This window comes from Pseudomonas citronellolis (assembly GCF_900112375.1).
Classification (GTDB): Bacteria; Pseudomonadota; Gammaproteobacteria; order Pseudomonadales; family Pseudomonadaceae; genus Pseudomonas; species Pseudomonas citronellolis.
In genome coordinates this window covers 103768-127710 of record NZ_FOLS01000022.1, presented here as the reverse complement: position 1 = coordinate 127710, position 23943 = coordinate 103768, and the positions used below count along the sequence as shown (strand labels likewise).

Sequence of the window (23943 nt, the reverse complement as noted above, 5' to 3'; positions counted from 1 at the left end):
TGGATGACGCCCTGGCATAGGGTTGTGCCCGCGTCCCGCAGTCTGCGACGCCCGCCAGGTGGCGCCTTGCCACCGCATAACAAATTCAACAAAGGCCGACCGATGAGTATTCCAAGTGCGAAAGGCGCCAGTGGCGAACTGGTCCAGGGCTTCAAGCCGCGCCACGTGACCATGCTGTCCATTGCCGGGATCATAGGCGCGGGGTTGTTCGTCGGCTCCGGCCACGCCATCGCCGCCGCGGGGCCTGCTGCCATCCTCGCCTACGCATTGTCCGGGCTGCTGGTGGTGCTGGTGATGCGCATGCTCGGCGAGATGGCGGTGGCCAACCCCGACACCGGCTCCTTCTCCGCCTACGCCGACCAGGCCATCGGCCGCTGGGCCGGGTTCACCATCGGCTGGTTGTACTGGTGGTTCTGGGTGCTGGTGATCCCCATCGAGGCGATCGCCGCCGGGGTGATCTTCAACAGCTGGTTCCCGCAGGTGCAGACCTGGGTGTTCGCCCTGGTGATGACCCTGCTGCTGACCGTCACCAACCTGTTCAGCGTGGCCAAGTACGGCGAGTTCGAGTTCTGGTTCGCCATGCTCAAGGTGGGCGCCATCGTGCTGTTCATCAGCCTGGGCGCGGCGGCGCTGCTCGGCGTGCTGCCGGGGCATGAGGTCAGCGGCCTGGGCAACCTGATGCGCGGGCACGGTGGCTTCCTGCCCAACGGCTGGGGCGCCATCTTCACCGCGCTGATCACCACGCTGTTCAGCTTCATCGGCACCGAGGCGGTGACCATCGCCGCCGCCGAATCCAGCGACCCGCGGCGCAACATCGCCAAGGCCACGCGGGCTGTGATCTGGCGCATCAGCGTGTTCTACCTGCTGTCGATCCTGGTGATCATCTCCGTGGTGCCCTGGGACGACCCCATGCTCACGGCGCAGGGCTCCTACCAGCGCGCCCTGGAGCTGATGAACGTGCCCCACGCCAAGCTGATGATGGACCTGGTGGTGCTGGTGGCCGTGGCCAGCTGCCTGAACTCCTCGATCTACATCGCCTCGCGGATGATCTACTCGCTGAGCCGCCGCAACGACGCGCCGGCCTTCATCCAGCGCACCTCGGCGGCGGGCGTGCCGCGGGCCGCGGTGATCGCCAGCACGCTGATCGGCATGCTCACCACCGTGCTGAACTTCGTCGCCCCGGCGCGGGTGTTCGACTTCCTTCTCGCCAGCTCCGGCTCCATCGCGCTGCTGGTGTACCTGGCCATCGCCGTCTCGCAGCTGCGCATGCGCGCCGGCTTGCAGCGCAGCAACCAGGAGATCGCCTGCCGCATGTGGCTATTCCCCTGGCTGACCTGGGCGGTGATCGCCTTCATCAGCACCGTGCTGGTGGTGATGTTCATCCTGCCGGAGCACCGCGTAGAGGTGAGCTCCACCCTCGGCCTGACCGTGGCCACGGTGCTGCTGAGCTTCACCACCCGGCGCCAGGGCGCCCATGCCGGCAGCCGCCTCGACCCGCTGCGGTCGGCCGGCTGAGGACAGGAGTCGCGATTGGTAGAACGGCGGCAATTCAGCGGCGCCATGCAGGGCCGCAACCTCAGGTTCCTTTCCGCGCCCCGGGCGGGCGCGCAACGCCAGGGGCGGGTGGGCTTCCTGCTGCTGGAGCATTTCTCCCTGCCGGCTTTCACCCAGGCGCTGGATACCCTGGTCACCGCCAACCTGATCCGCGCCGGGGCCTTCGCCACCAGCACCTTCAGCCTGGATGGCGAGTCGGTCACCAGCGACCTGGGGCTGGTCATCTGCCCCGGCTCGGCCCTGGCGCCCGCGCACCTGGCGGGGCTGGACCTGCTGGTGGTCTGCGGCGGCCTGCGCACCCCGCTGCGCGCCGCGCCGGAGCTGACGCGCCTGCTGCAGCTGGCGGCGGAGAAGGGCGTGGCCCTGGCCGGGTTGTGGAACGGTGCCTGGTTCCTCGGCCAGGCCGGCCTGCTGAACGGCTACCGCTGCGCAGTGCACCCGGAGAATCGTGCCGCGCTGGCGGAGATCGCCCGGCACAGCGAGGTCACCAGCGAAAGCCACATGGTCGACCGCGACCGCCTCACCGCGGCGAGCCCGACCGGGGCCTTCAACATGGTGCTGGAGTGGATGGACGCGCTGCACGGCCGCGAGCTGGTGGAGGCCGTGGCGGACATCCTCGCCTTCGAGGAGTCGCGCTTCCGCCGCGCCCGGCCGGCGCTGCACGAGAAGCTCAGCGAGCCGCTGCGCGAGGCCATCAACCTGATGAGCGCCAACATCGAGGAGCCGCTCAGCCAGGAACAACTGGCGCGCTACGTCGGCCGCTCCAAGCGGCAGATCGAGCGGCTGTTCCAGCAGCAGCTGGGCACCACGCCGGTGCGCTACTATCTGGAGCTGCGCATCACCGAGAGCCGCCGTCTGCTGCAGCACTCGGACCTGCCGATGTTCGAGGTGGGCCTGGCCTGCGGCTTCGTTTCGCCCAGTCATTTCAGCAAGTGCTACACGTCCTTCTACGGGTATCCGCCGTCGAAGGAGGTGCGCCATGGGTGTGTGAAGTCGGTGAGGTAGGTTGGCTTGTGGAAATGGCGGATAACGCTTGGGGTGTTATGCGCCCTAGGATTCGGGAGGGGTGTTTTCCGGGGGCTGAGGTGTTTTGGATTGACTCCGTTCCCTCTCCCTAACCCTCTCCCTGAAGGGAGAGGGGACCGTTCGGAGCGGTTGGGTTTTCCTGAGTCAGCCGGCAGCTCCAGAGCTGCCGACTAAAACCGTTGTTGACGTTGGCACGGACTAACCCCCTCTCCCTTCAGGGCGGGGCGCGCAGCCGAGGGCTGGGGAGAGGGGCGGTCTCGAACCCACGCACCAGAACACCCGGCGAACCCACGGCCGCCTTACACTCCCGCCACAAAAGCACGCCAGCCAGCTTCACCCCCTCTGCACACCCCCCTTGCCCTGCTCCTCGAACCAGTCCAACACCGTCTGACAAGCCGGATGAGCCGCCCCGCTGTCGCGCAGCCACAGGGCGTAGACGCCGCCGGTCTTCAGCGCCTCGCCGAAGGGCACGATGAGGTCGCCGCGCTGCAGGGCGTCCTGGGCCAGCATGCGGTCGGTCATGGCGATGCCCAGGCCGCGGGTGGCGGCGTCCAGGGCCAGGTCGTCGAGGTTGAACAGGATGTGCTTGAACTGGCGTGGCGCGCTGTCGGGTTGCGCGCGCAGCCATTGCGTCCACTCGTGGCGGCCGGTGGAGGCGTGGATCAGCGCGTGGCGCGCCAGTTCCTCCAGCGAGCGCGGCGGCGGCTGGCCGTCGTCCAGGCGTGGCGCGCAGACCGGCACCAGGTACTCATCGAACAGCGGGGTGAGCGGGCGCTCGTCCAGGCCGCCGGGCAGGTAGAGCACGTAGGCGTCGCAATCGCCGCCGTCGTCCACCACTTCGCCGCCGACGCTCTCGATGGACAGGCACAGGCCGGGGTTGGCCGCGTAGAACGAACTCAGGCGCGGCAGCAGCCAGCGCACCGCCAGCGAGACGAAGATGCGGATGCGGAAGGGCCGCTCCAGGGGCACCGGCGCCAGGCGTTCCTCCAGGCGCAGCAGGGCCTTGAGCATGTCCCGCGCCACGCCGTACACCTCGCGCCCGGCATCGGTCAGGACCACCTTGCGGCTGGTGCGGTCGAACAGCGGCACCCGGTAGTACTCCTCCAGTTGCTGCACCTGCCGGCTGATGGCGCTTTGCGTCAGGTGCAACTGGCGCGCGGCGGCGGTGAAGCTGCTGGTCTCGGCCACGTGGACCAGCGCCTGGAGGGCCTGCAGGGAGGGAACGCGAAGCAGTTTATCCATGCGTTTTCCGAATGATTGGATGAAATATCAGCGTTGGCCTGCGCCCAGCAAGAGCCCGTAGATTCTACATTCGACGCGCAAGCAGGGTATTCGCTGGATACCCCCTGCGCATGGATTCTGAAGGAGTGACGGGCCATGAACAATCACTGCGGCTGGATCGCCCTGGCAGGCGAGGGCACACCCCGGCCGCGTCTCGTCGGCCAGCAACGGGCCGACTGGCTGATCATCGGCGGCGGCATTACCGGCCTGTCGGCGGCCCATGCCCTGGCGCGGCGCTTTCCGCAACAGCGGGTGCTGCTGCTGGAGCGCCAGCGCGTGGCCCAGGGCGCCTCGGCGCGCAACTCGGGCTTCGTGGTCAGCCATGAGCTGCCCCACGCCGGCGAGCTGCTGGGCCAGCCCGGTTACGCCGCCTACCAGTTGGCCTCGCGCATCGGCGTGGCCGCCGGCCGCGAAGTCCGCCAGCGCATCGCCGAGTTGGGCATCGACTGCGAGCTGAGCGACGACGGCTACCACTTCGCCGCCCATGACCCCGCGCACCTGGACGCCGAACCGACCCTCGCCACCCTGGCTTCGGTGGGCGCCACGGCGCAGTACCTGGAGGGCGAAGCCCTGGCGCGGCGCCTGGGCACCGGCTTCTACGCGCGGGCCATCCACTGCGCCGGCGGCAACGGCCTGCTGCAGCCGGCGCGCTACGTGCGCGGCCTGGCGGAGAGCCTGCCGGAGCAGGTGGAGCTGTACGAGCACAGCGACGTCAGCGGGCTGCGCCGCACGGGCCAACTCTGGACGGTGCGCGCTGGGGAGGGCGAGGTGACGGCGCCGCAGGTGCTGGTCTGCGTGGGCGCCTTCCTGGCCCGCGCCGGCCTGCGCGGCGGCGGCACCTTCCCCCTGGAGCTGAGCGCCAGCATCACCCGGCCGCTGCACGAAGCCTACTGGCAGGCGCTGTTCGGCGAGCGCCAGTGGGGCGTGCTGGCGCCGCTGCCGGGCGGCGCCACCCTGCGCCTGCTGCCCGGCCGCCGGCTGCTGATCCGCAACACCGTGGAATACCGCCGGCATGACCTCGACGGCCCGGCCCTGGCCCAGCGCCGGGAGCGCCACCTGGAGGGCCTGCAGAAGCGCTTCCCCGGCCTGCAGGCTGCGGACATCGCCTACAGCTGGACCGGCCACCTCAGCGGCACGCGCTCCGGCGAGCCCTATTTCGCCCGGGTGGCCGACGGCCTGCACGCCGTGGCCGGCTGCAACGGCTCGGGCGTGGCCCGCGGCACCCTGTGGGGCCGCCTGCTGGCGGAAATGGCCGCCGGCGTCGATTCGCCGCTTCTGGCCGACGTGCTGGCCCAGGCGCGCCCCGGCTACCTGCCGCCGCGCCCCTTCTTCGACATCGGCGCCGCGCTGCGCATGGCCTGGGAGGTCCGCCGCGCGCAGGCCGAAGGCTGATCGACTCCTTCCCATCCACCCCCATCCAGAACAACAAACGAGGGCAGCATGAACCTACGACACTCGCACCTGGCCGGCCTGGCGCTGGCGCTGCTGGCCGGCACCGCGCAGGCGGCGCCGACCGTCACCATCGCCAACTGGAGCGGCTACATCGCCGACGACACCCTGGCCAACTTCACCCGCCAGACCGGCATCCAGACCACCTACGACCTGGTCGACAGCAACGAGACCACCGAGGCCAAGCTGATGACCGGCGCCAGCGGCTACGACCTGGCCAGCCCGTCCAACCACTTCCTGCCGCGGCTGATCAAGGCCGGCGCCATCCAGGAACTGGACCGCGCCAAGCTGCCCAACTGGCACAACCTCGATCCCAAGCTGATGAAGGTCCTCGAGGCCAGCGACCCGGGCAACCGCTACGCCGTGCCCTATCTCTGGGTGACCGTGGGCATCGGCTACAACGAGGAGAAGATCCGCGCCATCTTCGGCAACACCGACGTCACTCGTAGCTGGCAACTGCTGTTCGACCCGCAGAACATCGCCAAGCTCGCCCAGTGCGGCGTGGCGGTGATCGACAACTCCACGCAGATGGTGCCCATCACCCTGCGCGTGCTCGGCCTGGACCCCGCCAGCGAGAAGCCCGCCGACTTCGCCAAGGCCGAGGCCGCGCTGCGCGCCATCAGCCCGTCGATCCGCTACTTCCACCAGTCCAAGTACGTCAGCGACCTGGCCAACGGCAACATCTGCGTGGCCGTAGGCTTCAGCGGCGACGTGCTGCAGGCCATGAGCACCGCGCAGCAGGCCGGCAACGGCGTGAAGATCGGCTTCAGCCTGCCCCGCGAGGGCACCACCATCGCGGTGGACACCGTGGTCATCCCGAAGAATGCGCCGCACCTGGACAGCGCCTACGCCTACCTGAACTACCTGCTCGAACCCAAGGTGATCGCCGACATCAGCAACGCCGTGCAGTATCCCAACGGCAACGCCGCGGCGCTGCAGTACGTGGCCCCGGCCTTGCGTGAGAACCCCGCGGTCTACCCGCCGCAGGAAGTGCTCGACAGCCTGTTCCCGATCCGCACCCTGTCCCCGGCCGGCATGCGCCTGAACACCCGCCTGTGGACCCGCGTGAAGAGCGGCACATGAGCCGGCCCGACAGCCTTCGAGGGAACGCCCTGGTGGTCGGCGCCGGCGTGGTCGGCCTGGCCACCGCCCTGTGCCTGCAGCGCCAGGGCTGGGCGGTGAGCCTGCTGGACCGCAACCCGCCGGGCCTGGCCACCTCGTTCGGCAACGCCTGCACCTTCGCCACCTATTCCGTGGAGCCGGTGGCCACCCCCGGCATCTGGCGCAAGGCGCCGGGCATGCTGCTGCGCCCGGACAGCCCGCTGGCGATCCGCCCGGCCTACCTGCCGCGCATCGCCCCCTGGCTGTGGCGCTTCCTCGCCGAATCGCGGCGGCACCGGGTGGAGGCCATCGGCCACGACCTCAACAGCCTGCTGCGGCCGTGCATGGCCGCCTGGCAGGTGCTGCTGGACGATGCGCAGGCCAACGACCTGGTGCGCCACGACGGCTCGCTGTACATCTTCGAGGCCCACGAGCGCCAGGCGGCGCTGGAGATGGTCGACTACCACCGGCGCTTCGAGGTGCCCATCCGCCTGGTGGAAGGCCCGGAACTGCACGCGCTGGAGCCGGCGCTCAACACCCGCGCCGCTTGCGCGGTGGAGCTGCCCGGGGTGAGCCGCACGCTCGACCCCTACGCCCTCAGCCGGCGCCTGTTCGAACGCTTCCTGGCCCTGGGCGGCCACTTCCGCCGCGGCGAGCTGCTGGGCATCGAGCCGGCGGGCGAGGGCGGCGATGCCGTGCAGGCCCACCTGAGCAGCGGCGAGCGGATCGTCGCGGCGCGGGTGGCGCTGTGCACCGGCGCCTGGTCGCGGCACCTCACGCAGCAACTGGGCGATGCCGTGCCGCAGGACACCGAGCGCGGCTACCACGTGCTCTTCGAGCATGCCGACGAAGTGCTCAACCGCCCGGTCTGCTGGGCCGCCGGCGGTTTCTACATGACGCCCATGGCCCAGGGCCTGCGGGTGGCCGGCACGGTGGAATTCGCCGGGCTGGAGGCGCTGCCCGCCGAGGCCCGCTACCGCTACCTGGCCCGCGGCGCGCGGCGCTTCCTGCGCCTGCAGCACGAGCCGGCGTCGCGCTGGATGGGCTTCCGCTCCTCGCTGCCGGACAGCAAGCCGGTGCTCGGCCCTGCACGGCGCCTGCCGCAGGTGTTCTACAACTTCGGCCACGGCCATATCGGCCTGACCTTGGGCGCCATTACCGGCCAACTGCTGGCCGAGCAGGCCTCGGGCCTGGCGCCGTCGGTGCCGCTGGAGCCTTTCCTGGCGCGGCGTTTCGCAGGGTAGGCGCAGGCAGGTATCGCCCGGCGCGATACCTGCCAGCGGCAAACGCGCTCCGTCGCCGGCGGCGCGCGGGGTATAAAGCGCCCATGCGCTACCGTCGTCTCGACCTCAACCTGCTGGTGGCCCTGGCCGCGCTGCTCGACGAGTGCAGCGTCAGCCGGGCCGCCGAACGCCTCCACCTGGGCCAGTCGGCCACCAGCGCGGCGCTGGCGCGCCTGCGCGAGCATTTCAACGACCCGCTGCTGCTGCCGGTGGGGCGGCGCCTGGTGCCCAGCGCCCTGGGCCGCCAGTTGCTGCCGAAGGTGCGCGAGGCGCTGGCCCTGGCCGGCGAGGTGGTGGATGCGGCGGTGGTGTTCGAGCCTTCACGCTGCGACCGGCGCTTCACCCTGGTGGCCTCCGACTACGTGGCGGCGACCCTGTTGCCGGCGGCCAGCCGCGAGCTGTCGCGACTGGCGCCGGGGGCCTCGCTGGTGGTGCGCGACCTGCCGCTGCCGCGTGATGGAGACGTGGTCGCCGAGGCCCTGGAATACCGCCGCAGCGACCTGGTGATAGTGCCGCAGCGCCGGGTGAATGCCCGTTACCCGCAGATGTCGCTGCTCAGCGACGAGCTGTGCTGCATCGTCTGCGCCGGGCAAGCGGCCTTCGCCGAGGGACTGAGCCTGGCCGACTATTGCGCCGCCGAGCACGTGCTGCGCGAGTTCGCCGACGGCCAGAACCTGGCCATGGACGCGTTGCACCTGCGCGAGCTGGGCATCGAACGGCGCGTGGCGGTGGCGGTGCAGAGCTTCGCGCTGATGGCTGAGTTCATCGTCGGCACGCCGCGGGTGGCCACGCTGTTCCGCCGCCAGGCGCAGGCCCTGGCGCGGCGCTACCCGCTGCGGGTGCTGCCGGCGCCGCTGGCCTTCCCGGCGGCGCCGCAGCTGTTGCAGTGGCACCCGCAGCAGGACTTGGACCCGGCGCTGGCCTGGCTCCGCGGATTGCTGGCGGAGCAGGCCGCAAGGCTGGATCAGGCCTGAGCGTCGCCAGTGTCGCCGTGCAGGCCGAGTTCCTCGATGGCCAGCAGGGCGCAGCGTTCGTCGTTGTCGGAGGTGTCGCCGCTCACGCCGATGGCGCCGAGCAGGTTGCCGGCGTCGTCGCGCAGCAGGATGCCGCCGGGCACCGGGATCACCTCGCCGCCGGTCAGGCTGTTGATCGCATCGAAGAACGCCGGCATGGCCTGGGCGCGGCGCGCCAGTTCGCGGCCGCCGAAGCCCATGCCCAGGCAGCCGCGGGCCTTGCCGTTGGCGATCTGCGGGCGCAGGAAGCTGGCCTGCTCGTCGCGCAGCACCGCCAGCGGGTGGCCGGCGGCGTCCAGCACCGCGGCGGCCAGCGGGCGTAGGCCCAGCCTTCGGGCATGGCGCAGGGTGGCGGCGGCCAGTTGCGCGGCGCGTTCGAAGTCGAGGGTGGGCATGCTCACAGGCTCCATTTGCCGAGTTGGGCGACGCGGTCGCGGGTGTAGAGGTCGGTCCATTTCAGCGAGTTGAAGTCCGACACCTGCTTGGGGTTGTACGCCGTGCGTTGCAGGCGCACCGGTTCGCCGGCCTTGTACACGGCCTGCAGGCGCCGGCGGTCCTGGAGGATGCGGATGTCGTCCAGGGGCGAGCCGTCGAGCAGCAGCAGGTCGGCCTGCTTGCCCGCTTCCAGCGTGCCCAGCGTCTCGCCGCGCGGCATCAGCCGGGCGCCGACGTTGGTGGCGGCGTACAGCGCCTCGGCCGGGGTGAAGCCCAGGCGGGTGACCAGCAGCTCCAGCTCGCGGGCATGCCATTCGCCGTAGGGGGTGACGGCGAAGCCGCTGTCGCTGCCGCAGGCGAAGGGGATGCCGGCGGCCTTGGCGCGCTTGAGCACCGGGGTGCCCAGCTCCAGGGTGCGTGCGCAGTAGCCGGCGTAGCCGGTGGCGATGGCCGGGTCGTGGGGCTGGCAGAAGTCCACGGTGTTCTGCGGGAAGGTCATGGTCGGGGCCAGCACGCTGCCGGCCTCCAGCAGCGCTTCGATGCAGGCGTCGTCCATGTAGAAGGCGTGGAACACCAGGTCCACCCTGGCCCTGGCGGCGTACATCACCGCCTCGCGGCCGTAGGCGTGGGTGGCCACCCGGCAGCCCAGGCGGTGGGCTTCCTCGACCATCTCGCGGGTCTCGTCGGCGGTGAAGGCGGCGATGATCTCGCCGTTGGGCCGGCGGTGGGTGCCGTCCATGGCGATCTTGATCAGGTCGACGCCGTCCTTGGCCTGCTTGCGGATCTCGGCGATGGCCTCGGTGCGGCTGGTGACCAGGGCGGCGGTGAAGTATTCGGGCGCGCCGACGCGGCTGGGGAACCAGTCGTTGAGGCTCTGTCGGTTGGTGATAACGCGGCTGCTGGCGGCGATGCGCGGGCCCTCGAACAGCCCGGCGTTGACCGTGTTGCGCACGGCGATGCTGAGCTGGCCGCTGTCGCCGGGGCAGACCATGGAGGTGACACCGGCGGCGAGCACGTGCTGGGCGAAGAACAGCCCGCGCAGGGCGCGGAATTCGTCGCTGGTCCAGATATCGATGTCTTCCTCGCTCTGGGCGTTGCCGAAGGCCAGGTGGGTGTGCACGTCCACCAGCCCGGGCATGACGAAGGCGGCGCGTTCCTCGCGGTCGCCCGGCTGCGGCCGCGGGGCCTGGGCGGTTGGGCCGACATGGCGGATCAGGCCGTTGTCGATGATCAGCGTCTGGGCGTGGCGGGCCTCCAGGCCGGTGCCGTCGAACAGGGTGGAGCAGTGCAGGTGCAGGGCGCCCATGGGCGGTTTCTCCTCGGCTTCTTGTTGTGCCGGCAGGCTAGGGCGGCGCCGGCCCGGCTGACCAACAGATGCTGTCGATGCCCGGCCATCGATGGTGTCGATACGTGGTCCAGGGCGCTTGGCGTCCGGGTTCCAGGCAGGGGGGACGCGGCGCAGGACAGGTATCGGCAGTGGCGATGGCAGGCATGGCCAATGGCGATTTTTCCCGCCGCGGCGGCCGGGGCGAGGATGCCGCCGCCATCAAACCAAGAGGGAAACCCGATGAACGATATCCGTAGCGAACTGCTGGCCCTGGAGCAGGAACGCCAGCGCGCGTTGGTGGAAGAAGACCACGCCGGCCTGGAGTGGCTATTCGCCGACGACCTGCTGTACGTGCACACCACCGGCCTGGTGCAGGACAAGGCGCAGTACCTGGACTACGCCCGCCACGCCGTGCGCTACCTGGCGGTGGAGCGCGGCGAACTGCAGGTGCGCCTGTTCGGCGATGGCCTGGCGCTGATGAGCGGGCCGCAGTGCAACCTGCTGCAGAAGCGTGGCGGCGGCGAGCCGGTGCGTGCCGAGGGCTTCGCCACGCAGCTGTGGGTGAAGGGCGAGGAGGGCTGGCGGATCGCGTCGTTCCACGGGACGCGGGTGCCGGCGTAGGGCAGGGCTGTTGCTTTTCGTAGGAGCGAGCTTGCTCGCGAATCAGCCCAGCAGCGAGGCCTGTTCGCGAGCAAGCTCGCTCCTACGCCGCCCCGCCCACGCCATTTCCCTGTAGGAGCGCGCCCTGCGCGCGAAATCGCGGGCAGGGCCCGCTCCTACAGGTTGCCGGATGGCGGGATCGTAGGGCGGATAACGCCCAGGCGTTATCCGCCGATTCCGCGCCTGCTTCCAGAGCGAAGAGCCCCTCTCCCCAACCCTCTCCCGCAAGCGGGAGAGGGGGCTGTCCGTGCCGAGAGGAGGTCTGGTTCCAGACGGCAATCTCTGTGCTAGCCGGCTAACTCCAGAACATCCAACCCTGCCCAACGGCCCTCTCTCCTGCAAGCGGGAGAGAGGGGCGTCCGTGCCGAGAGTAGGTCTGGTTCCAGACGGCAATCTCCGTGCTAGCCGGCTAATTCCAGAACATCCAACCCTGGCCAACGGCCTCTCTCCCGCAAGCGGGAGAGAGGGCTGTCCGTGCCGAGAGTAGGTCTGGTTCCAGATGGCAATCCCTGTGCAGGCCGGCTAACTCTGCCGAGAGGAGGCCGGGTTCCAGACGGCAATCTCCGTGCCAGCCGGCTAACTCCAGAACATCCAACTCTGCCCAACGGTCCCCTCTCCCTTCAGGGAGAGGGTTAGGGAGAGGGTGCTCTCAGGTCCGGCGCCATCGCCTCCCATCCTACGAAAGCGCTTCGCCGAAGTCGGCTCTGTGCGCCCTCAGTCCGTACGCCCACCCAGCGTCTCCGCCACCCAGTCCGCGATGTACTGTCCGGCATTGATGCTGTTGTCGAAGCTCGAATGCTGCACCCCGCCTTCGCGTTCGGTGAAGATCTTCAGCTCGCGTTTCGGGCTGTTCACCAGTTGCTCGTAGGTGCGGTGCGCCCATTTCAGCGGGATCTGCGAGTCCTTCTCGCCGTGGGTGACCAGGAAGGGCACGCGGATGCGTTCCAGCACGCCGTCGAGGTGGACGTTCTCGGCGATGCGCATGAAGTCGTCCATGTCCTTGGCGCCCCATACCCAGCGCACGTGCGCCCAGTAGTGCGGCACCGGGAAGTCGCCTTCCTTCTCCAGGCGGCGTTTCTGCACGTCGCGCCAGTCGTGGTTGGCGCCCCAGACCACGCCGCAGGCGAAGCGCGGTTCGAAGGCCACCGCGCGCGGGCAGTAGTAGCCGCCCAGGGACACGCCTTCCAGGCCGATGCGCTTGGCGTCGACGTCCTCGCGGGTTTCCAGCCAGTCGAACACGCGGCTGGCCCAGTGCTCGCTGTCGTAGCGCGCGGTCAGGCCTTGCAGGCGCAGGGCCTCGCCGGTGCCGGGCTGGTCGATGATCAGCGAGGCCACGCCGCGTTTCGCCAGCCAGGCCGGCAGGCCGACGCGGTATTTCATTTCCTTGGTCGAGTCCAGGCCGTTGACCTGCACCAGCAGCGGCGCCGGGCCTGCGACGCCCTCGGCGCGCACGTACAGGCCGGCGATGTGCTTGCCCTCGTAGGGGATCTCCACGCGCTCGCAGTTCTCCTTCGCCAGCGCGATGCCGCGGGCGAAGGTCTGCAGGAAGCGCTGGTACAGCGCCTCGCGGCCCGGCGCGCCGTGGGCCTGCAGGCGTTCGCAGGTGAGGTAGTAGGTGGCGGCGCGGTTGTACTTCTCGCCGGCGGAGAGCAGGCGGCCGGCGGCCTCGTCTTCCTCGGCCAGGCCGCAGAGCTTGTCGGCCATCTTCGACCAGGTCTCGCGGAAGGCCTGGGTGCCGGCGGCGTCGGGCTGCTTCGCGGCCTCCTGCAGCGGGGCGCACATTTCCTCGATCTCGCCCAGGCGGGCGCCCATCTCGATGGCCAGGTCCACCGAGAGGTTCCAGACGTAATTGGTGGGGAAGTAGCGGAACATTCTTGTTGTCCTTCTGCGGTCGATGTATCCGGCGCCCGGGAATGGCGGCAGGCACGCAGGGCGCGGTTCGACGGCAAGGTACGCAGGCGGGGCGGCGGCGCGCCAATCGCGAGTGGGGATGCGAGGTATCGCCAAACGCGATGCCCCGGCTCCATGCCGGCGGCCGGGGCGATGGGCGGGCTCAGCCGGCGTGGCGCAGGGCTTCGGGCTGCTGGTCGAGGCTCTGGATGAAGTCGTGGATGCGCTCGCGCAGCCAGCGGTGCATGGGGTCGCCCTCCATGCTGCGGTGCCAGAGCATGTACTCGCGCATCACCGGGATCTTCACCGGCGGCGGCAGGATGCGCAGCGGCAGGTAGCGCGCGTACAGCTCGGCCAGGCGGCGGTGCATGGTGGCCACGCGCTGGGTGCCGACCAGCAGCTGGGGCAGGGTGTTGAAGTCGTTGGTGATCACTTCCAGGCGGCGGTTGAAGCCGTACTGGCTCATGAACCAGTCCTCGATGCTCAGGTGCCGGTTGCGCCCGAAGCCCACCGAGATGTGGCCCATCTGCATGTACTGCTCCAGGGTCAGGCTCTCGCCCACCACGGGGTTGTCGCGCCAGACCACGCAGACGTGGTCCTCCTCGAACAGCAGTTGCGCCGGGTGGCCGTCGATGATGTAGCGCTCGGGCACGATCATCATGTCCACCTCGCCGCGCATCAGCAGCTCGGCGCTGTTGTCGCCGGGGCTGAGCATCTCGAAGGTGATGTGCGGGGCCTGCTGGTGGATCTTCTGGATCACCTGGGCGAAGAGCACGCTGATCAGGTAGTCCGAGGTCACCAGGCGGAAGTGGCGCTTGCTGCTGGCCGGGTCGAACACCGGCTTGGCGGTGATCGAGGAGCGGATGGTCAGCAGCACCTCGCGCACGGGTCCCGCCAGTTCCAGGGCATAGGGCGTTGGCTGCATCTTGCGGCCGACCTGCACCAGCAGCTCGTCCTCGAAGAAGGCGCGCAGGCGGCCGAGCACGCCGCTGGTGGCCGACTGCGTCATGTGCAGGCGTTCGGCGGCGCGGGTGATGTTCTGCTCTTCCAGCAGCACATCCAGCGCCACCAGGAGGTTCAGGTCCAGGTGATGGAATCGCATGGCAGATGGCTCAGGCTTGTTGTAGTTATTTTCGCGATACCTTCCCGCCGCGTTCCCGATACGTCAATAGCGCCTCGTCATGAGTGGGCGGCAAACGCCCACCGCCATGGGCCCGCGCCCAGGTATCGCGATCGGCGATGTCTCGCATCCCCACATGCGATTGGTCAGGGGGCCGCCCCGCCCAGCAACCTGCGCTCCAGTCGAGCGGCCCCCGTGCCGCGGCGACCCACCACCGGCGGCCCCCTGCCCGGCGCCGAATCATAATTTCAATGGAGTGGTAGCCATGAACATCCTTGGCCTCGACGCCCTGGTCTTCGGCGTCGACGATATCCAGGCCTGTGCCGATTGCCTGCGCGACTACGGCCTGTCGGCCGTGCAACTCACCGCCGACGGCGGGCGCTTCGAAGCCCTCGATGGCACCGCCATCGTCATCCGCCGTGGCGACGACGCTAGCCTGCCGCCGGCCCTGGGCCCGACGCCGTCGCTGCGCGAGACCGTCTACGGCGTGGCCAGCGCCGCCGACCTGGAGGCCATCGCCGACGAACTGGGGCGCGACCGCGAGGTGCGCCGCGATGCCGCCGGCGCCTTGCACTGCGTCGACGATCTGGGCTTCGCCATCGCCTTCCAGGTCAGCTGCCGGCGGCCCTTCGAGGCCCCGGCCGACCTGACCAACGCCCCCGGCAGCGCGCCGCAGCGCCCGCTCAACCAGTTGGGCATCACCCCGGACATGCCGGCGCTGCCGCGCACCCTGTCCCACGTCGTCTACTTCGCGCCCGACGTCGCCAAGGGCGAGGCCTTCTACCGCGACCGACTGGGCTTCGTCACCACCGACAGCTTCGTCGGCGTCGGCCCCTTCATGCGTTCGGCGGGCATGGACGACCACCACTGCCTGTTCATGATCCAGACGCCGCCGCACATGCAGGGCTGCGAGCACTTCACCTTCCACCTGGGCAGCGGCAGCGAAGTGCTGCTGGCCGGCCGGCGCTTCGAGCGCAAGGGCTGGACCAGCTTCTGGGGCCCGGGCCGGCACCTGCTGGGCTCCAACTGGTTCTGGTACTTCAACAGCCCGCTGGGCTGCCACATCGAGTACGACGCCGACATGGACAAGCACGACGACGACTGGGCCGCGCGCCAGGCGCCGATGTCGGCGGACACCTCGCAGCTGTTCCTCTTCACCTCGCGGGAGAACTGGGCGCCGAGCGGCCCGCCGCCGAAGCAGGGCTGAGCCGTGGCCTGCGTGGCGCTGTGCCGGCTCGACGAGCTGGCCGAGGGCCAGGCGCGCGGCTTCGACCCGCAGGGCGAGGGCACGGACGCGCTGTTCGCCCTGCGCCACCGCGGCCAGGTGCGCGTGTACCGCAACCGCTGCCCGCACCTGCAGGTGCCCCTGGAGTACCGCAAGGACAGGTTCCTCAGCGCCGATGGCCAGTGGGTCATCTGCTACGCCCACGGCGCGCGCTTCCGCCCGCACGACGGCGAATGCGTGTACGGCCCGTGCCTTGGGCAGTCGCTGGCGGCGCTGGTGCATGAAGAGAAGGACGGCTGGCTGCTATTGCCGCTGGCGCAACTGCGGGGCTGAGGTATCGCGCCGCGCGATAGGTCGCATCCGCGGACTCGATTGGTCAAGGCCCGGCCCCGCCGGGAAGCTGTGCCCCGGGGCACGGAGAACGGCCGCACCGCCAGTCGGTGCGGACAACAAGAACAACACGTGAGAGACGCCATGAACACTGTGAGCAACGTGCTGATCGTCGGCGGCGGCATCGGCGGGCTGTGCGCCGCCATCGCCCTGCGCCGCAAGGGCATCGCCGTCGACCTGGTCGAATTGAAGACCGAGTGGACCGTCTACGGCGTGGGCATCATCCAGCAGAGTAACGTGGTGCGCGAGATGCACCGCCTGGGCCTGCTCGACGCCTACCTGGACGCCGCCTACGCCTTCGAGGACGTAGCCATCTACACCACCGCCGGCCAGCAGCTGGCGCGCATCCCCGGCCAGCGCCTGGCGGGGCCGCAGTACCCGGCCAACGTCGGCATCTCCCGCCGCGCGCTGCACAAGGTGCTCAGCGAAACCGCCATCGAGCTGGGCACCCGCGTGCGCCTGGGCACCTCGGTGGAGAGCTTCGAGCAGGACGCCAGCGGCGTCGACGTGCTGTTCAGCGATGGCAGCCAGGGCCGCTACCAGCTGCTGGTGGGCGCCGACGGGCTGTACTCGCGGGTCCGCGGGCTGCTGTTCGGCGACAGGTACCAGCCACGCTTCACCGGCCAGTCGGTGTGGCGGCACAACTTCCGCCGCGCCGCGCAGATCGATCACCTGGCCAACTACCAGGGCCCCTCGGGCAACGCCGGCCTGGTGCCCCTGGCCGACGACCTGATGTACCTGTTCACCACCTCCCACGAGCCGGGCAACCCCTGGATGGACCCGGCCGGCCTGGCCGAGGGCCTGCGCCAGCGCCTGGCCGGCTTCGGCGGGCTGATCGGCGAGCTGCGCGAGCAGATCACCGACAGCGCCGAGGTCGTCTACAAGCCGCTGGAAGCGGTGTTCGTCGACGAGCCCTGGCACCGCGGCCGGGTGCTGCTGATCGGCGACGCCGCCCACGCCACCACCCCGCACCTGGGGCAGGGCGCCGGCATGGCCATCGAGGACGCGGTGGTGCTGGCCGAGGAACTGACCGCCGGCGGCAGCCTGGCCGAGCAGTTGCAGCGCTTCATGGGCCGGCGCTTCGAGCGCTGCAAATTCATCGCCGGGAAGTCCCTGCTGGCTGGCGAGAAGGAGATCGCCCAGGACCCGTCCTTCGACCGCATCGGCCTGGTGAAGCAGATGCTGGAGGTCACCGCGCAGCCCATCTGATCCCACGGCCCGGCGCGCCCTGCCTTGCCGGCGCGCCGCGGCCCATGCCAACACCAACGCACAAGAACAAGAAAGAGGTGACCTCGATGTCCGCTGACAAGCGTGCAACCGTGCGGCCGCTGCCGCCGCTCAAGCCCCTCACCCTGGCGCTGCTGGCCCTGGCCGCCGGCCAGGCCCAGGCCTTCGAATTCGACACCGGCAACCCCGACCTGCGGGCGCGCTGGGACAACACCCTGAAGTACAGCGCCGCCTGGCGCACCCAGGACGCCAGCAGCAAGCTGAGCGAGGGCCAGACCGCGCTGAACCTCGACGACGGCGACCGCAACTTCGACAAGGGCCTGATCTCCAACCGCCTCGACCTGCTCTCCGAGCTGGACGTGACCTACGGCGACGTCGGCGCGCGGGTCAGCGGCGCGGCCTGGTACGACGACGTCTACAACCGCGGCACCGACGCCAACGACCCCAGCCGCGCCAACGCCTATTCGGTGGACTACGACGAATTCACCGACGACACCCGCACCCTGCACGGGCGCAAGGGCGAGCTGCTCGACGCCTTCGTCTTCGGCAAGACCGAGCTGGCCGGCATGCCGCTCTCCGGGCGCCTGGGCCAGTACGCCATGCAGTGGGGCGAGAGCCTGTTCTACGGCATGAACGGCATCGCCGGCGGCATGGCGCCGATCGACGTGGTCAAGGGCCTGTCGGTGCCCAACACCCAGTTCAAGGAACTGATCCGCCCGGTGCAGCAGGTCTCCGGCCAGTTGCAGCTGACCCCGGACGTGTCCATCGGCGCCTACTACCAGTTCGAGTGGGAGGCCAACCGCCTGCCGGCCGCCGGCAGCTACTTCTCCACCGACGACTTCTTCGGCGACGGCGCCGAGCGCATGTACATCGGCTCGCCGGTGATGCCCGGCGGCCAGCCGCTGGCCTTCTACCACGGCAACGACAAGGAGGCGAAGGACTCGGGGCAGGGCGGCGTGCAACTGCGCTGGCGCACCGAGACGGTGGACTGGGGCCTGTACGCCATCCGCTTCCATGACAAGTCGCCGCAGCTGAACGTGCGCAGCGACTTCGCCAACCTCAACCCGCTCACCGGCAAGGCCGGCGAGTTCTACTGGGTGTACCCCGAAGGCATCAGCGCCCTGGGCGGCAGCTTCTCCACCACCCTGGGCAACTTCAACGTCGCCGGCGAAGTCTCCACCCGCTGGAACCAGCCGCTGGCCTCCACCAACCAGCACGCCCTGGCCGTCGGCGAGGCCATCAACAACAGCGACGACCCGCTCTACGCCACCGGCCGCACCCTGCATGCCAACTTCTCCTGGCTGGCCAGCCTTGAGCCGAACTTCATCGCCGGCGAGTCGAGCTTCCTCGGCGAGATCGCCTGGAACCGGGTGCTGAGCGTGAGCAAGAACCGCGACGCCATCGACCCCAACGCCGACCGCGACGCCACCAGCCTGCGTCTGGTGTACGAGCCGATGTACCGGCAGATCTACCCCGGCCTGGACCTCTCGGTGCCGCTCGGCGCGAGCTACACCAACGGCGCCTCCGAGGCCCTGGGCACCGGCTTCGGCAGCGACCACGGCGGCGACATCAACATCGGCCTGAAGGGCAGCTACCTCAACACCTGGAGCCTGGGCCTGACCTACACGCACTACTACGGCCCGCAGAACACCTTCCTCGACGCCGACAACCACTACACCTTCGAACAGTCGCTGAAAGACCGCGACTTCATCGCCTTCACCGTCAGCCGCACCTTCTGACCGAGGACTGCCCGATGAAACACAACAAGAAAGTCGTTTCCCTGCTCACCGCCCTGAGTGCCTCCCTGCTGTTCGCCCACGGCGCCCTGGCCGCCGTCTCCGCCGAAGAGGCGGGCAAGCTCAGGACCACGCTCACCCCGCTGGGCGGCGAGCGCGCCGGCAACGCCGACGGCAGCATCCCGGCCTGGACCGGCGGCTACACCCAGGCCGACCCGGCCTACAAGGACGGCGGCAAGCGCGGCGACCCCTTCGCCGCCGACAAGCCGCTGTTCACCATCACCGCGCAGAACATGGCGCAGTACGCCGGGCAGCTCACCCCCGGGGTGCAGGCGATGTTGAAGAAGTACCCCGACAGCTACCGCCTGGAGGTCTACCCGACGCACCGTAGCGCCGCCGCGCCGCAGTCGGTGTACGACGCCACCTTCGCCAACGCCACCAGCGGCAAGCTGGTGGACGGCCCGGCCGGGCCGATGCCCGAGGGCGCCGCCGGCGGCATCCCGTTCCCCATCCCGCAGAGCGGCGCCGAGGCCATCTGGAACCACCTGCTGCGCTGGCGCGGCGCCTCCTGGCACGCCAGCTTCACCCAGTACCTGACCACCGCCGACGGCAAGCACGTGCTGACCAACGACTCGCGCTCGGACCTGCAGATGCCCTGGTACCTGCCCGGCGGTGCCGGCGAGCGGGGCGTGTTCTGGTCCATCCGCATGATCAACGACGGCCCGCCGCTGCGCGCCGGCGAGGCCATCACCGGCCTTGAGAACCTCAACGCCGACAAGGCCTCGGTGTGGACCTACCTGCCCGGCCAGCGCCGCGTGCGCCGCCTGCCCAACGCCTGCTGCGACACCCCGACGCCGGCCACCGCCGGGGTCATGAGCTTCGACGAGCTGTACGTGTTCAACGGCCGCATCGACCGCTTCGACTGGAAACTGGTGGGCAAGCAGGAGATGTACATCCCCTACAACGCCAACAAGGTGTTCAGCGCCGCCGGCCCCGAGGCGCTGCTGGATGCGCACCACCTGAAGTCCGACGCCCTGCGCTGGGAGAAGCACCGCGTCTGGGTGGTGGAAGCGAGTCTGAAGAGCGGCCAGCGCCACGTGATGCCGAAGAGCACCTACTACCTGGACGAAGACACCTGGGCGGCGGTGCTGGGCGAGCGCTACGACGCCCGCGGCCAACTGGCCAAGGTGCTCTGGACCTCGCCGGTGGTGCTGCCCGACCTGCCCGGCGTGGTGACCCTCACCAACGGCTTCTACGACCTGCTCTCCGGCGCCTGGTTCGCCGGCGACCTGTTCGCCGGCAAGAACGAGCAGTACCGCATCGTGCCGCCGTACAAGGACTCGGTGTTCACCGCCGACGCCATGGCGGGCGAGGGCGTGCGCTGAAAGCGTTCGCGAGCAAGCTCGCTCCTACAGGGGCGCCACGCTCTTCGTAGGAGCGAGCTTGCTCGCGAACCCGGCCCGTTACGCCACTGGATTCCCGCGTTCGCGGGAATGACGAAGGGAGACTTCGTACTGTCCCCGTCATTCCCGCGAATGCGGGAACCCAGCGACTCCGCTTCGACTACAAGAAAAACCAAGGTTGCGTGCGATGAACAAAATGCTTTCCGGCCTGCTCCTGGCGGCGGCCTGCTGTACCCTGCCGCCGGCCTTCGCGGCAGGTACCCCGGACGTGCTGGCCCAGCCCGCCGTGCAAGGCCCCCAGGCCCTGCACGCGGTGCTGCAGGATGTGACCCGCGCCGGCCAGCGCCTGGTGGCGGTGGGCGAGCGCGGCGTGGTGCTGCTCTCCGACGACAACGGCGCCAGCTGGCGCCAGGCGAGCGCGGTGCCGGTGAGCGCCAGCCTGGTCGCCGTGCAGTTCGTCGATGCACGCAACGGCTGGGCCGTGGGCCATGCCGGCGTGGTGCTGCACAGCGACGACGGCGGCGAGCACTGGAACCTGCAACTGGACGGCAGGCGCGCCGCCATCCTGGAACTGCAGGCTGCCCAGGCCGCGGCTGATATCGGCCGTGTCGCCGCCGCCCAACGCCTGGTGGCCGACGGTGCCGACAAGCCCTTGCTGGCCGTGCATTTCAGCGACGCCCGCCACGGCCTGGTGCTGGGCGCCTACGGCCTTGCCCTGGCCACCGCCGACGGCGGTCGCAGTTGGCAGTCGTGGATGGGCCATCTGCCTAACCCCCAGGGCCTGCACCTTTATGCCGTGGCGGGGCAGGGCAGCGACCTCTACATCGCCGGCGAACAGGGCCTGCTGTTGCGCTCGCGCGACGCCGGCGAGCGCTTCGAGGCGCTGCAGGGCCCCTACGAGGGCAGCTACTTCGTCGCTGCCGTGCTGCCCAGCGGCCGGCTGCTGGTGGGCGGCCTGCGCGGCAAGCTGTTCGCCTCCGACGACGGCGGCGCCAGCTTCCAGGCCCTGGCCAATCCCATCCCGGCCTCGCTCAACGGCATCCGCGTGGCCGGCGGCCAGCTGCTGCTCGCCAACCAGGCCGGCATGCTCCTGCGCAGCGGCCTGGGCGAGTTCGCCGCAACGCCGCTGCCGGTCTCCGACGGCCTGCCGCTGAGCGCCGCCACCGTCGCCGCCGACGGCGCCCTGGTGGCCGTCGGCATGGCCGGCGCGCGCCGCCTGGCGCTTTCTTCCTCCTCCAGCACAGCGGACTGAGCCATGCACGCCCCGACTTCCCCCGCGCCGTCCAGCGGCCGCCTCGACGACTTCGACAGCGCTTCCGGCTCGCTGCTGGAACGCGCCCTGTTCAACCACCGCGGCCTGGTCCTGCTGCTGTGCCTGGCGGCGACCCTGCTGCTGGGCTGGCAGGCCACGCGGCTGACGCTCAACGCCAGCTTCGAGAAGATGATCCCGCGCGAGCACCCGTTCATCCTCAACTACCTGGACCACCGCCAGGAGCTGGCCGGCCTGGGCAACGCCGTGCGCATCGCCGTGGCCAACCCCCAAGGCAGCATCTACGACAAGCACTACCTGCAGGTGCTGCAGCAGCTCAACGACGAGGTGTACCTGCTGCCCGGCGTGGACCGCGCGGCGATGAAATCGCTGTGGACGCCGTCCACCCGCTGGACCGGCGTGACCGAGGACGGCCTGGAAGGCGGCCCGGTGATCCCCGACGGCTACGACGGCGGCGCCGCCAGCCTGGAAGCGCTCAAGCGCAACGTCGAGCGCTCCAACGAGATCGGCCAACTGGTGGCCTTCGACCAGCGTTCGAGCATCCTCTACGTGCCGCTGCTGGAGAAGACCCCCGACGGCCAGGCGCTGGACTACACCACCTTCGCCCATGAGCTGGAGGCCCTGCGCGGCAAGTACCAGGCCCGGGGCGTGGACATCCACATCACCGGCTTCGCCAAGGTGGTCGGCGACCTGATCGACGGCCTGAAGCAGATCCTGCTGTTCTTCGCCGCCGCCATCGCCATCACCGCCGCGGTGCTCTACTGGTACACCCGCTGCGTGCGCAGCACCGCGCTGGTTGTGCTGTGCTCGCTGGTGGCGGTGGTCTGGCAATTGGGCCTGCTGCCCTTGCTGGGCTACGAACTGGACCCATATTCGGTGCTGGTGCCCTTCCTGGTGTTCGCCATCGGCATGAGCCATGGCGCACAGAAGATGAACGGCATCATGCAGGACATCGGCCGCGGCATGCACCGCCTGGTCGCCGCGCGCTTCACCTTCCGCCGGCTGTTCCTCGCCGGGCTCACCGCGCTGCTGTGCGATGCGGTGGGCTTCGCGGTGCTGATGATCATCCGCATCCAGGTCATCCAGGACCTCGCGGTGATCGCCAGCCTCGGCGTGGCGGTGCTGATCTTCACCAACCTGATCCTGCTGCCGGTGCTGCTGTCCTACGTCGGCGTCAGCCCGAAGGCGGCGCGGCGCAGCCTGCGCGCCGAGGAAGCCGAGGCGAGCGGGGCGGACAAGCACGCTGTGTGGCGCTTCCTCGACCTCTTCACCCAGCGCCGCTGGGCCGCCCTCTGCATAGTGGTGGCCGCGCTGCTGGCCGCCGGCGGCTACGCGGTGAGCCTCAACCTGAAGATCGGCGACCTCGACGCCGGTGCCCCGGAACTGCGCCCGGACTCGCGTTACAACCGCGACAACGCCTTCGTCACCCAGCACTACGGCGCCAGCAGCGACGTGTTCGCGGTGATGGTGCAGACCCCGGCCGGCGCCTGCTCGGCCTACGACACCCTCAAGCGCGTCGACGACCTGGACTGGCAACTGCGCGGCCTGCCGGGCGTGGATTCGACCAACTCCCTGGCGCTGCTCAACCGCCGGGTGCTGGTGGGCCTCTCCGAGGGCAGCCCGAAGTGGTACGAGCTGGTGAACAACCAGGCCACCCTGAACATGGTCACCGCCAACGCCCCGCGCGGCCTGTACAACGACGACTGCAGCCTGCTGACGCTGTACGCCTACCTCACCGACCACAAGGCCGACACCCTGGCGCGGGTGGTCGACAGCGTGCAGGCCTTCGCCCGCGACAACGACAGCGAACAGGCGAAGTTCCTCCTCGCCGCCGGCAGCGCCGGCATCGAGGCGGCCACCAACATCGTGGTCAGGCAGGCCAACCACGACATGCTCTGGTGGGTCTACGGCGCGGTGATCCTGCTCTGCCTGGTGACCTTCCGTTCCTGGCGCGCGGTGCTCTGCGCGGTGCTGCCGCTGGTGCTCACCTCGATCCTCTGCGAGGCGCTGATGGTGGCCCTGGGCATCGGCGTGAAGGTCGCCACCCTGCCGGTGATCGCCCTGGGCGTGGGCATCGGCGTGGACTACGCGCTGTACGTCATGAGCATCGTCCTGGCCCAGCTGCGCCAGGGCGCCAGCCTGTCCAGCGCCTATTACCGGGCGCTGCTGTTCACCGGCAAGGTGGTGATGCTCACCGGCGTGACCCTGGCCATCGGCGTGGGCACCTGGATCTTCTCGCCCATCAAGTTCCAGGCCGACATGGGCGTGCTGCTGGCCTTCATGTTCGTCTGGAACATGGTCGGCGCCCTGGTCCTGCTGCCGGCGCTCGCCTACTTCCTGCTGCCCCGGCGCCAGACGCAACCCGCCGTGCCGGCGCACCACCTGGAGGAAGTCCACCACGACCGCGACTGCTGCGAGCCGAACCCCAACCAGAGGACCGCCCGATGCCATGCCTGAATCCATCGAATGCCGGCTTCACATGTAGGAGCGCCCCCTGGGCGCGAATCGCGGGCAGGGCCCGCTCCTACAGGTGCGGCAGGAACACCTGCGTAG

At 69.8% G+C, this 23943-nt stretch carries 19 protein-coding genes; 14 read left to right on the top strand and 5 right to left on the bottom strand.

The window, feature by feature from the left end; translation table 11 throughout:
* Positions 1-102 precede the first annotated feature (102 nt).
* Both gabP and souR read left to right on the top strand, forming a co-directional pair.
* The gene (gene gabP, locus BM060_RS20735) at positions 103-1515 is read left to right on the top strand and encodes a GABA permease (protein WP_074982549.1); all 1413 of its coding nucleotides are present in this window, start codon (positions 103-105) and stop codon (positions 1513-1515) included.
* Positions 1516-1560: 45 nt separating this feature from the next.
* Positions 1561-2559: a GlxA family transcriptional regulator gene (souR, locus tag BM060_RS20730; protein ID WP_134163521.1), complete on the top strand. Its 999-nt coding sequence runs from the start codon at positions 1561-1563 to the stop codon at positions 2557-2559.
* Between the two features lie 354 nt (positions 2560-2913).
* Here the strand turns inward: souR and BM060_RS20725 are convergent, their stop codons facing one another.
* The gene (locus BM060_RS20725; RefSeq protein WP_074982547.1) at positions 2914-3822 is read right to left on the bottom strand and encodes a LysR substrate-binding domain-containing protein; all 909 of its coding nucleotides are present in this window, start codon (positions 3820-3822) and stop codon (positions 2914-2916) included.
* Positions 3823-3957: 135 nt separating this feature from the next.
* On the opposite strand from BM060_RS20725, the gene BM060_RS20720 reads away from it, so the two are divergent.
* The 4 genes from BM060_RS20720 to BM060_RS20705 all read left to right on the top strand — a co-directional run bounded on the left by BM060_RS20720 (position 3958) and on the right by BM060_RS20705 (position 8668).
* Positions 3958-5253, top strand: coding sequence for an NAD(P)/FAD-dependent oxidoreductase (locus BM060_RS20720; RefSeq protein ID WP_074982545.1), 1296 nt, complete (start codon positions 3958-3960; stop codon positions 5251-5253).
* A gap of 48 nt (positions 5254-5301) precedes the next feature.
* Positions 5302-6393, top strand: coding sequence for a polyamine ABC transporter substrate-binding protein (locus BM060_RS20715; RefSeq protein ID WP_074982543.1), 1092 nt, complete (start codon positions 5302-5304; stop codon positions 6391-6393).
* A complete protein-coding gene (locus tag BM060_RS20710; RefSeq protein WP_074982541.1) occupies positions 6390-7655 on the top strand; it encodes an NAD(P)/FAD-dependent oxidoreductase in 1266 nt (421 codons plus the stop codon). Before BM060_RS20715 ends, BM060_RS20710 begins: the two co-directional genes overlap by 4 nt.
* 83 nt (positions 7656-7738) lie before the next feature.
* Positions 7739-8668 carry a LysR family transcriptional regulator gene (locus BM060_RS20705; protein ID WP_074982539.1) on the top strand — a complete coding sequence of 310 codons (930 nt, stop codon included), beginning with the start codon at positions 7739-7741 and terminating at the stop codon, positions 8666-8668.
* On the opposite strand, the gene BM060_RS20700 is transcribed toward BM060_RS20705, so the two are convergent.
* Positions 8659-9102 (bottom strand): GlcG/HbpS family heme-binding protein, encoded by a 444-nt coding sequence (locus BM060_RS20700; RefSeq protein ID WP_074982536.1) that lies wholly within the window; start codon positions 9100-9102, stop codon positions 8659-8661. The two genes, BM060_RS20705 and BM060_RS20700, sit on opposite strands and share 10 nt — an antisense overlap.
* 2 nt (positions 9103-9104) lie before the next feature.
* Positions 9105-10448 (bottom strand): metal-dependent hydrolase family protein, encoded by a 1344-nt coding sequence (locus BM060_RS20695; RefSeq protein ID WP_074982534.1) that lies wholly within the window; start codon positions 10446-10448, stop codon positions 9105-9107.
* A 261-nt stretch (positions 10449-10709) separates the two neighbouring features.
* Between BM060_RS20695 and BM060_RS20690 the strand changes: the two genes are divergently transcribed.
* Entirely contained in the window at positions 10710-11090 is a 381-nt protein-coding gene (locus BM060_RS20690; RefSeq protein WP_074982533.1) for a nuclear transport factor 2 family protein, read from the top strand.
* A gap of 753 nt (positions 11091-11843) precedes the next feature.
* Here BM060_RS20690 and BM060_RS20685 read toward each other — a convergent pair.
* Both BM060_RS20685 and BM060_RS20680 read right to left on the bottom strand, forming a co-directional pair.
* Positions 11844-13001 carry an alpha/beta hydrolase family protein gene (locus BM060_RS20685; RefSeq protein WP_074982532.1) on the bottom strand — a complete coding sequence of 386 codons (1158 nt, stop codon included), beginning with the start codon at positions 12999-13001 and terminating at the stop codon, positions 11844-11846.
* Positions 13002-13182: 181 nt separating this feature from the next.
* Positions 13183-14121, bottom strand: a complete 939-nt coding sequence (locus tag BM060_RS20680; protein ID WP_074982530.1) for a LysR family transcriptional regulator — start codon at positions 14119-14121, stop codon at positions 13183-13185.
* Between the two features lie 283 nt (positions 14122-14404).
* On the opposite strand from BM060_RS20680, the gene BM060_RS20675 reads away from it, so the two are divergent.
* The 7 genes from BM060_RS20675 (at position 14405) to BM060_RS20645 (ending at position 23847) form a co-directional block, all read left to right on the top strand.
* Positions 14405-15346, top strand: a complete 942-nt coding sequence (locus BM060_RS20675) for a VOC family protein (protein ID WP_074982529.1) — start codon at positions 14405-14407, stop codon at positions 15344-15346.
* Positions 15347-15349: 3 nt separating this feature from the next.
* The gene (locus BM060_RS20670; protein WP_074982528.1) at positions 15350-15697 is read left to right on the top strand and encodes a Rieske (2Fe-2S) protein; all 348 of its coding nucleotides are present in this window, start codon (positions 15350-15352) and stop codon (positions 15695-15697) included.
* Between the two features lie 141 nt (positions 15698-15838).
* Positions 15839-16963 (top strand): FAD-dependent oxidoreductase, encoded by a 1125-nt coding sequence (locus BM060_RS20665; RefSeq protein WP_074982527.1) that lies wholly within the window; start codon positions 15839-15841, stop codon positions 16961-16963.
* A gap of 86 nt (positions 16964-17049) precedes the next feature.
* Positions 17050-18720, top strand: coding sequence for a DUF1302 domain-containing protein (locus BM060_RS20660; RefSeq protein WP_074982526.1), 1671 nt, complete (start codon positions 17050-17052; stop codon positions 18718-18720).
* Between the two features lie 14 nt (positions 18721-18734).
* Positions 18735-20102, top strand: coding sequence for a DUF1329 domain-containing protein (locus BM060_RS20655; RefSeq protein WP_074982525.1), 1368 nt, complete (start codon positions 18735-18737; stop codon positions 20100-20102).
* Positions 20103-20307: 205 nt separating this feature from the next.
* Positions 20308-21372: a WD40/YVTN/BNR-like repeat-containing protein gene (locus BM060_RS20650; protein WP_074982524.1), complete on the top strand. Its 1065-nt coding sequence runs from the start codon at positions 20308-20310 to the stop codon at positions 21370-21372.
* A 3-nt stretch (positions 21373-21375) separates the two neighbouring features.
* Entirely contained in the window at positions 21376-23847 is a 2472-nt protein-coding gene (locus tag BM060_RS20645; protein ID WP_074982523.1) for an efflux RND transporter permease subunit, read from the top strand.
* The last annotated feature ends 96 nt before the right edge of the window (positions 23848-23943 follow it).

Excerpts from the sequence above, each read along its gene's own strand:
- BM060_RS20685 (WP_074982532.1), bottom strand. The coding sequence starts at position 13,001 with ATGTTCCGCTACTTCCCCACCAATTACGTCTGGAACCTCTCGGTGGAC.
- BM060_RS20710 (WP_074982541.1), top strand. The coding sequence starts at position 6,390 with ATGAGCCGGCCCGACAGCCTTCGAGGGAACGCCCTGGTGGTCGGCGCC.
- gabP (WP_074982549.1), top strand. The coding sequence starts at position 103 with ATGAGTATTCCAAGTGCGAAAGGCGCCAGTGGCGAACTGGTCCAGGGC.
- BM060_RS20680 (WP_074982530.1), bottom strand. The coding sequence starts at position 14,121 with ATGCGATTCCATCACCTGGACCTGAACCTCCTGGTGGCGCTGGATGTG.
- BM060_RS20665 (WP_074982527.1), top strand. The coding sequence starts at position 15,839 with ATGAACACTGTGAGCAACGTGCTGATCGTCGGCGGCGGCATCGGCGGG.
- BM060_RS20705 (WP_074982539.1), top strand. The coding sequence starts at position 7,739 with ATGCGCTACCGTCGTCTCGACCTCAACCTGCTGGTGGCCCTGGCCGCG.
- BM060_RS20720 (WP_074982545.1), top strand. The coding sequence starts at position 3,958 with ATGAACAATCACTGCGGCTGGATCGCCCTGGCAGGCGAGGGCACACCC.
- BM060_RS20700 (WP_074982536.1), bottom strand. The coding sequence starts at position 9,102 with ATGCCCACCCTCGACTTCGAACGCGCCGCGCAACTGGCCGCCGCCACC.
- BM060_RS20675 (WP_074982529.1), top strand. The coding sequence starts at position 14,405 with ATGAACATCCTTGGCCTCGACGCCCTGGTCTTCGGCGTCGACGATATC.
- BM060_RS20650 (WP_074982524.1), top strand. The coding sequence starts at position 20,308 with ATGAACAAAATGCTTTCCGGCCTGCTCCTGGCGGCGGCCTGCTGTACC.
- BM060_RS20725 (WP_074982547.1), bottom strand. The coding sequence starts at position 3,822 with ATGGATAAACTGCTTCGCGTTCCCTCCCTGCAGGCCCTCCAGGCGCTG.
- BM060_RS20715 (WP_074982543.1), top strand. The coding sequence starts at position 5,302 with ATGAACCTACGACACTCGCACCTGGCCGGCCTGGCGCTGGCGCTGCTG.
- BM060_RS20695 (WP_074982534.1), bottom strand. The coding sequence starts at position 10,448 with ATGGGCGCCCTGCACCTGCACTGCTCCACCCTGTTCGACGGCACCGGC.
- BM060_RS20645 (WP_074982523.1), top strand. The coding sequence starts at position 21,376 with ATGCACGCCCCGACTTCCCCCGCGCCGTCCAGCGGCCGCCTCGACGAC.
- BM060_RS20655 (WP_074982525.1), top strand. The coding sequence starts at position 18,735 with ATGAAACACAACAAGAAAGTCGTTTCCCTGCTCACCGCCCTGAGTGCC.
- souR (WP_134163521.1), top strand. The coding sequence starts at position 1,561 with ATGCAGGGCCGCAACCTCAGGTTCCTTTCCGCGCCCCGGGCGGGCGCG.
- BM060_RS20660 (WP_074982526.1), top strand. The coding sequence starts at position 17,050 with ATGTCCGCTGACAAGCGTGCAACCGTGCGGCCGCTGCCGCCGCTCAAG.
- BM060_RS20690 (WP_074982533.1), top strand. The coding sequence starts at position 10,710 with ATGAACGATATCCGTAGCGAACTGCTGGCCCTGGAGCAGGAACGCCAG.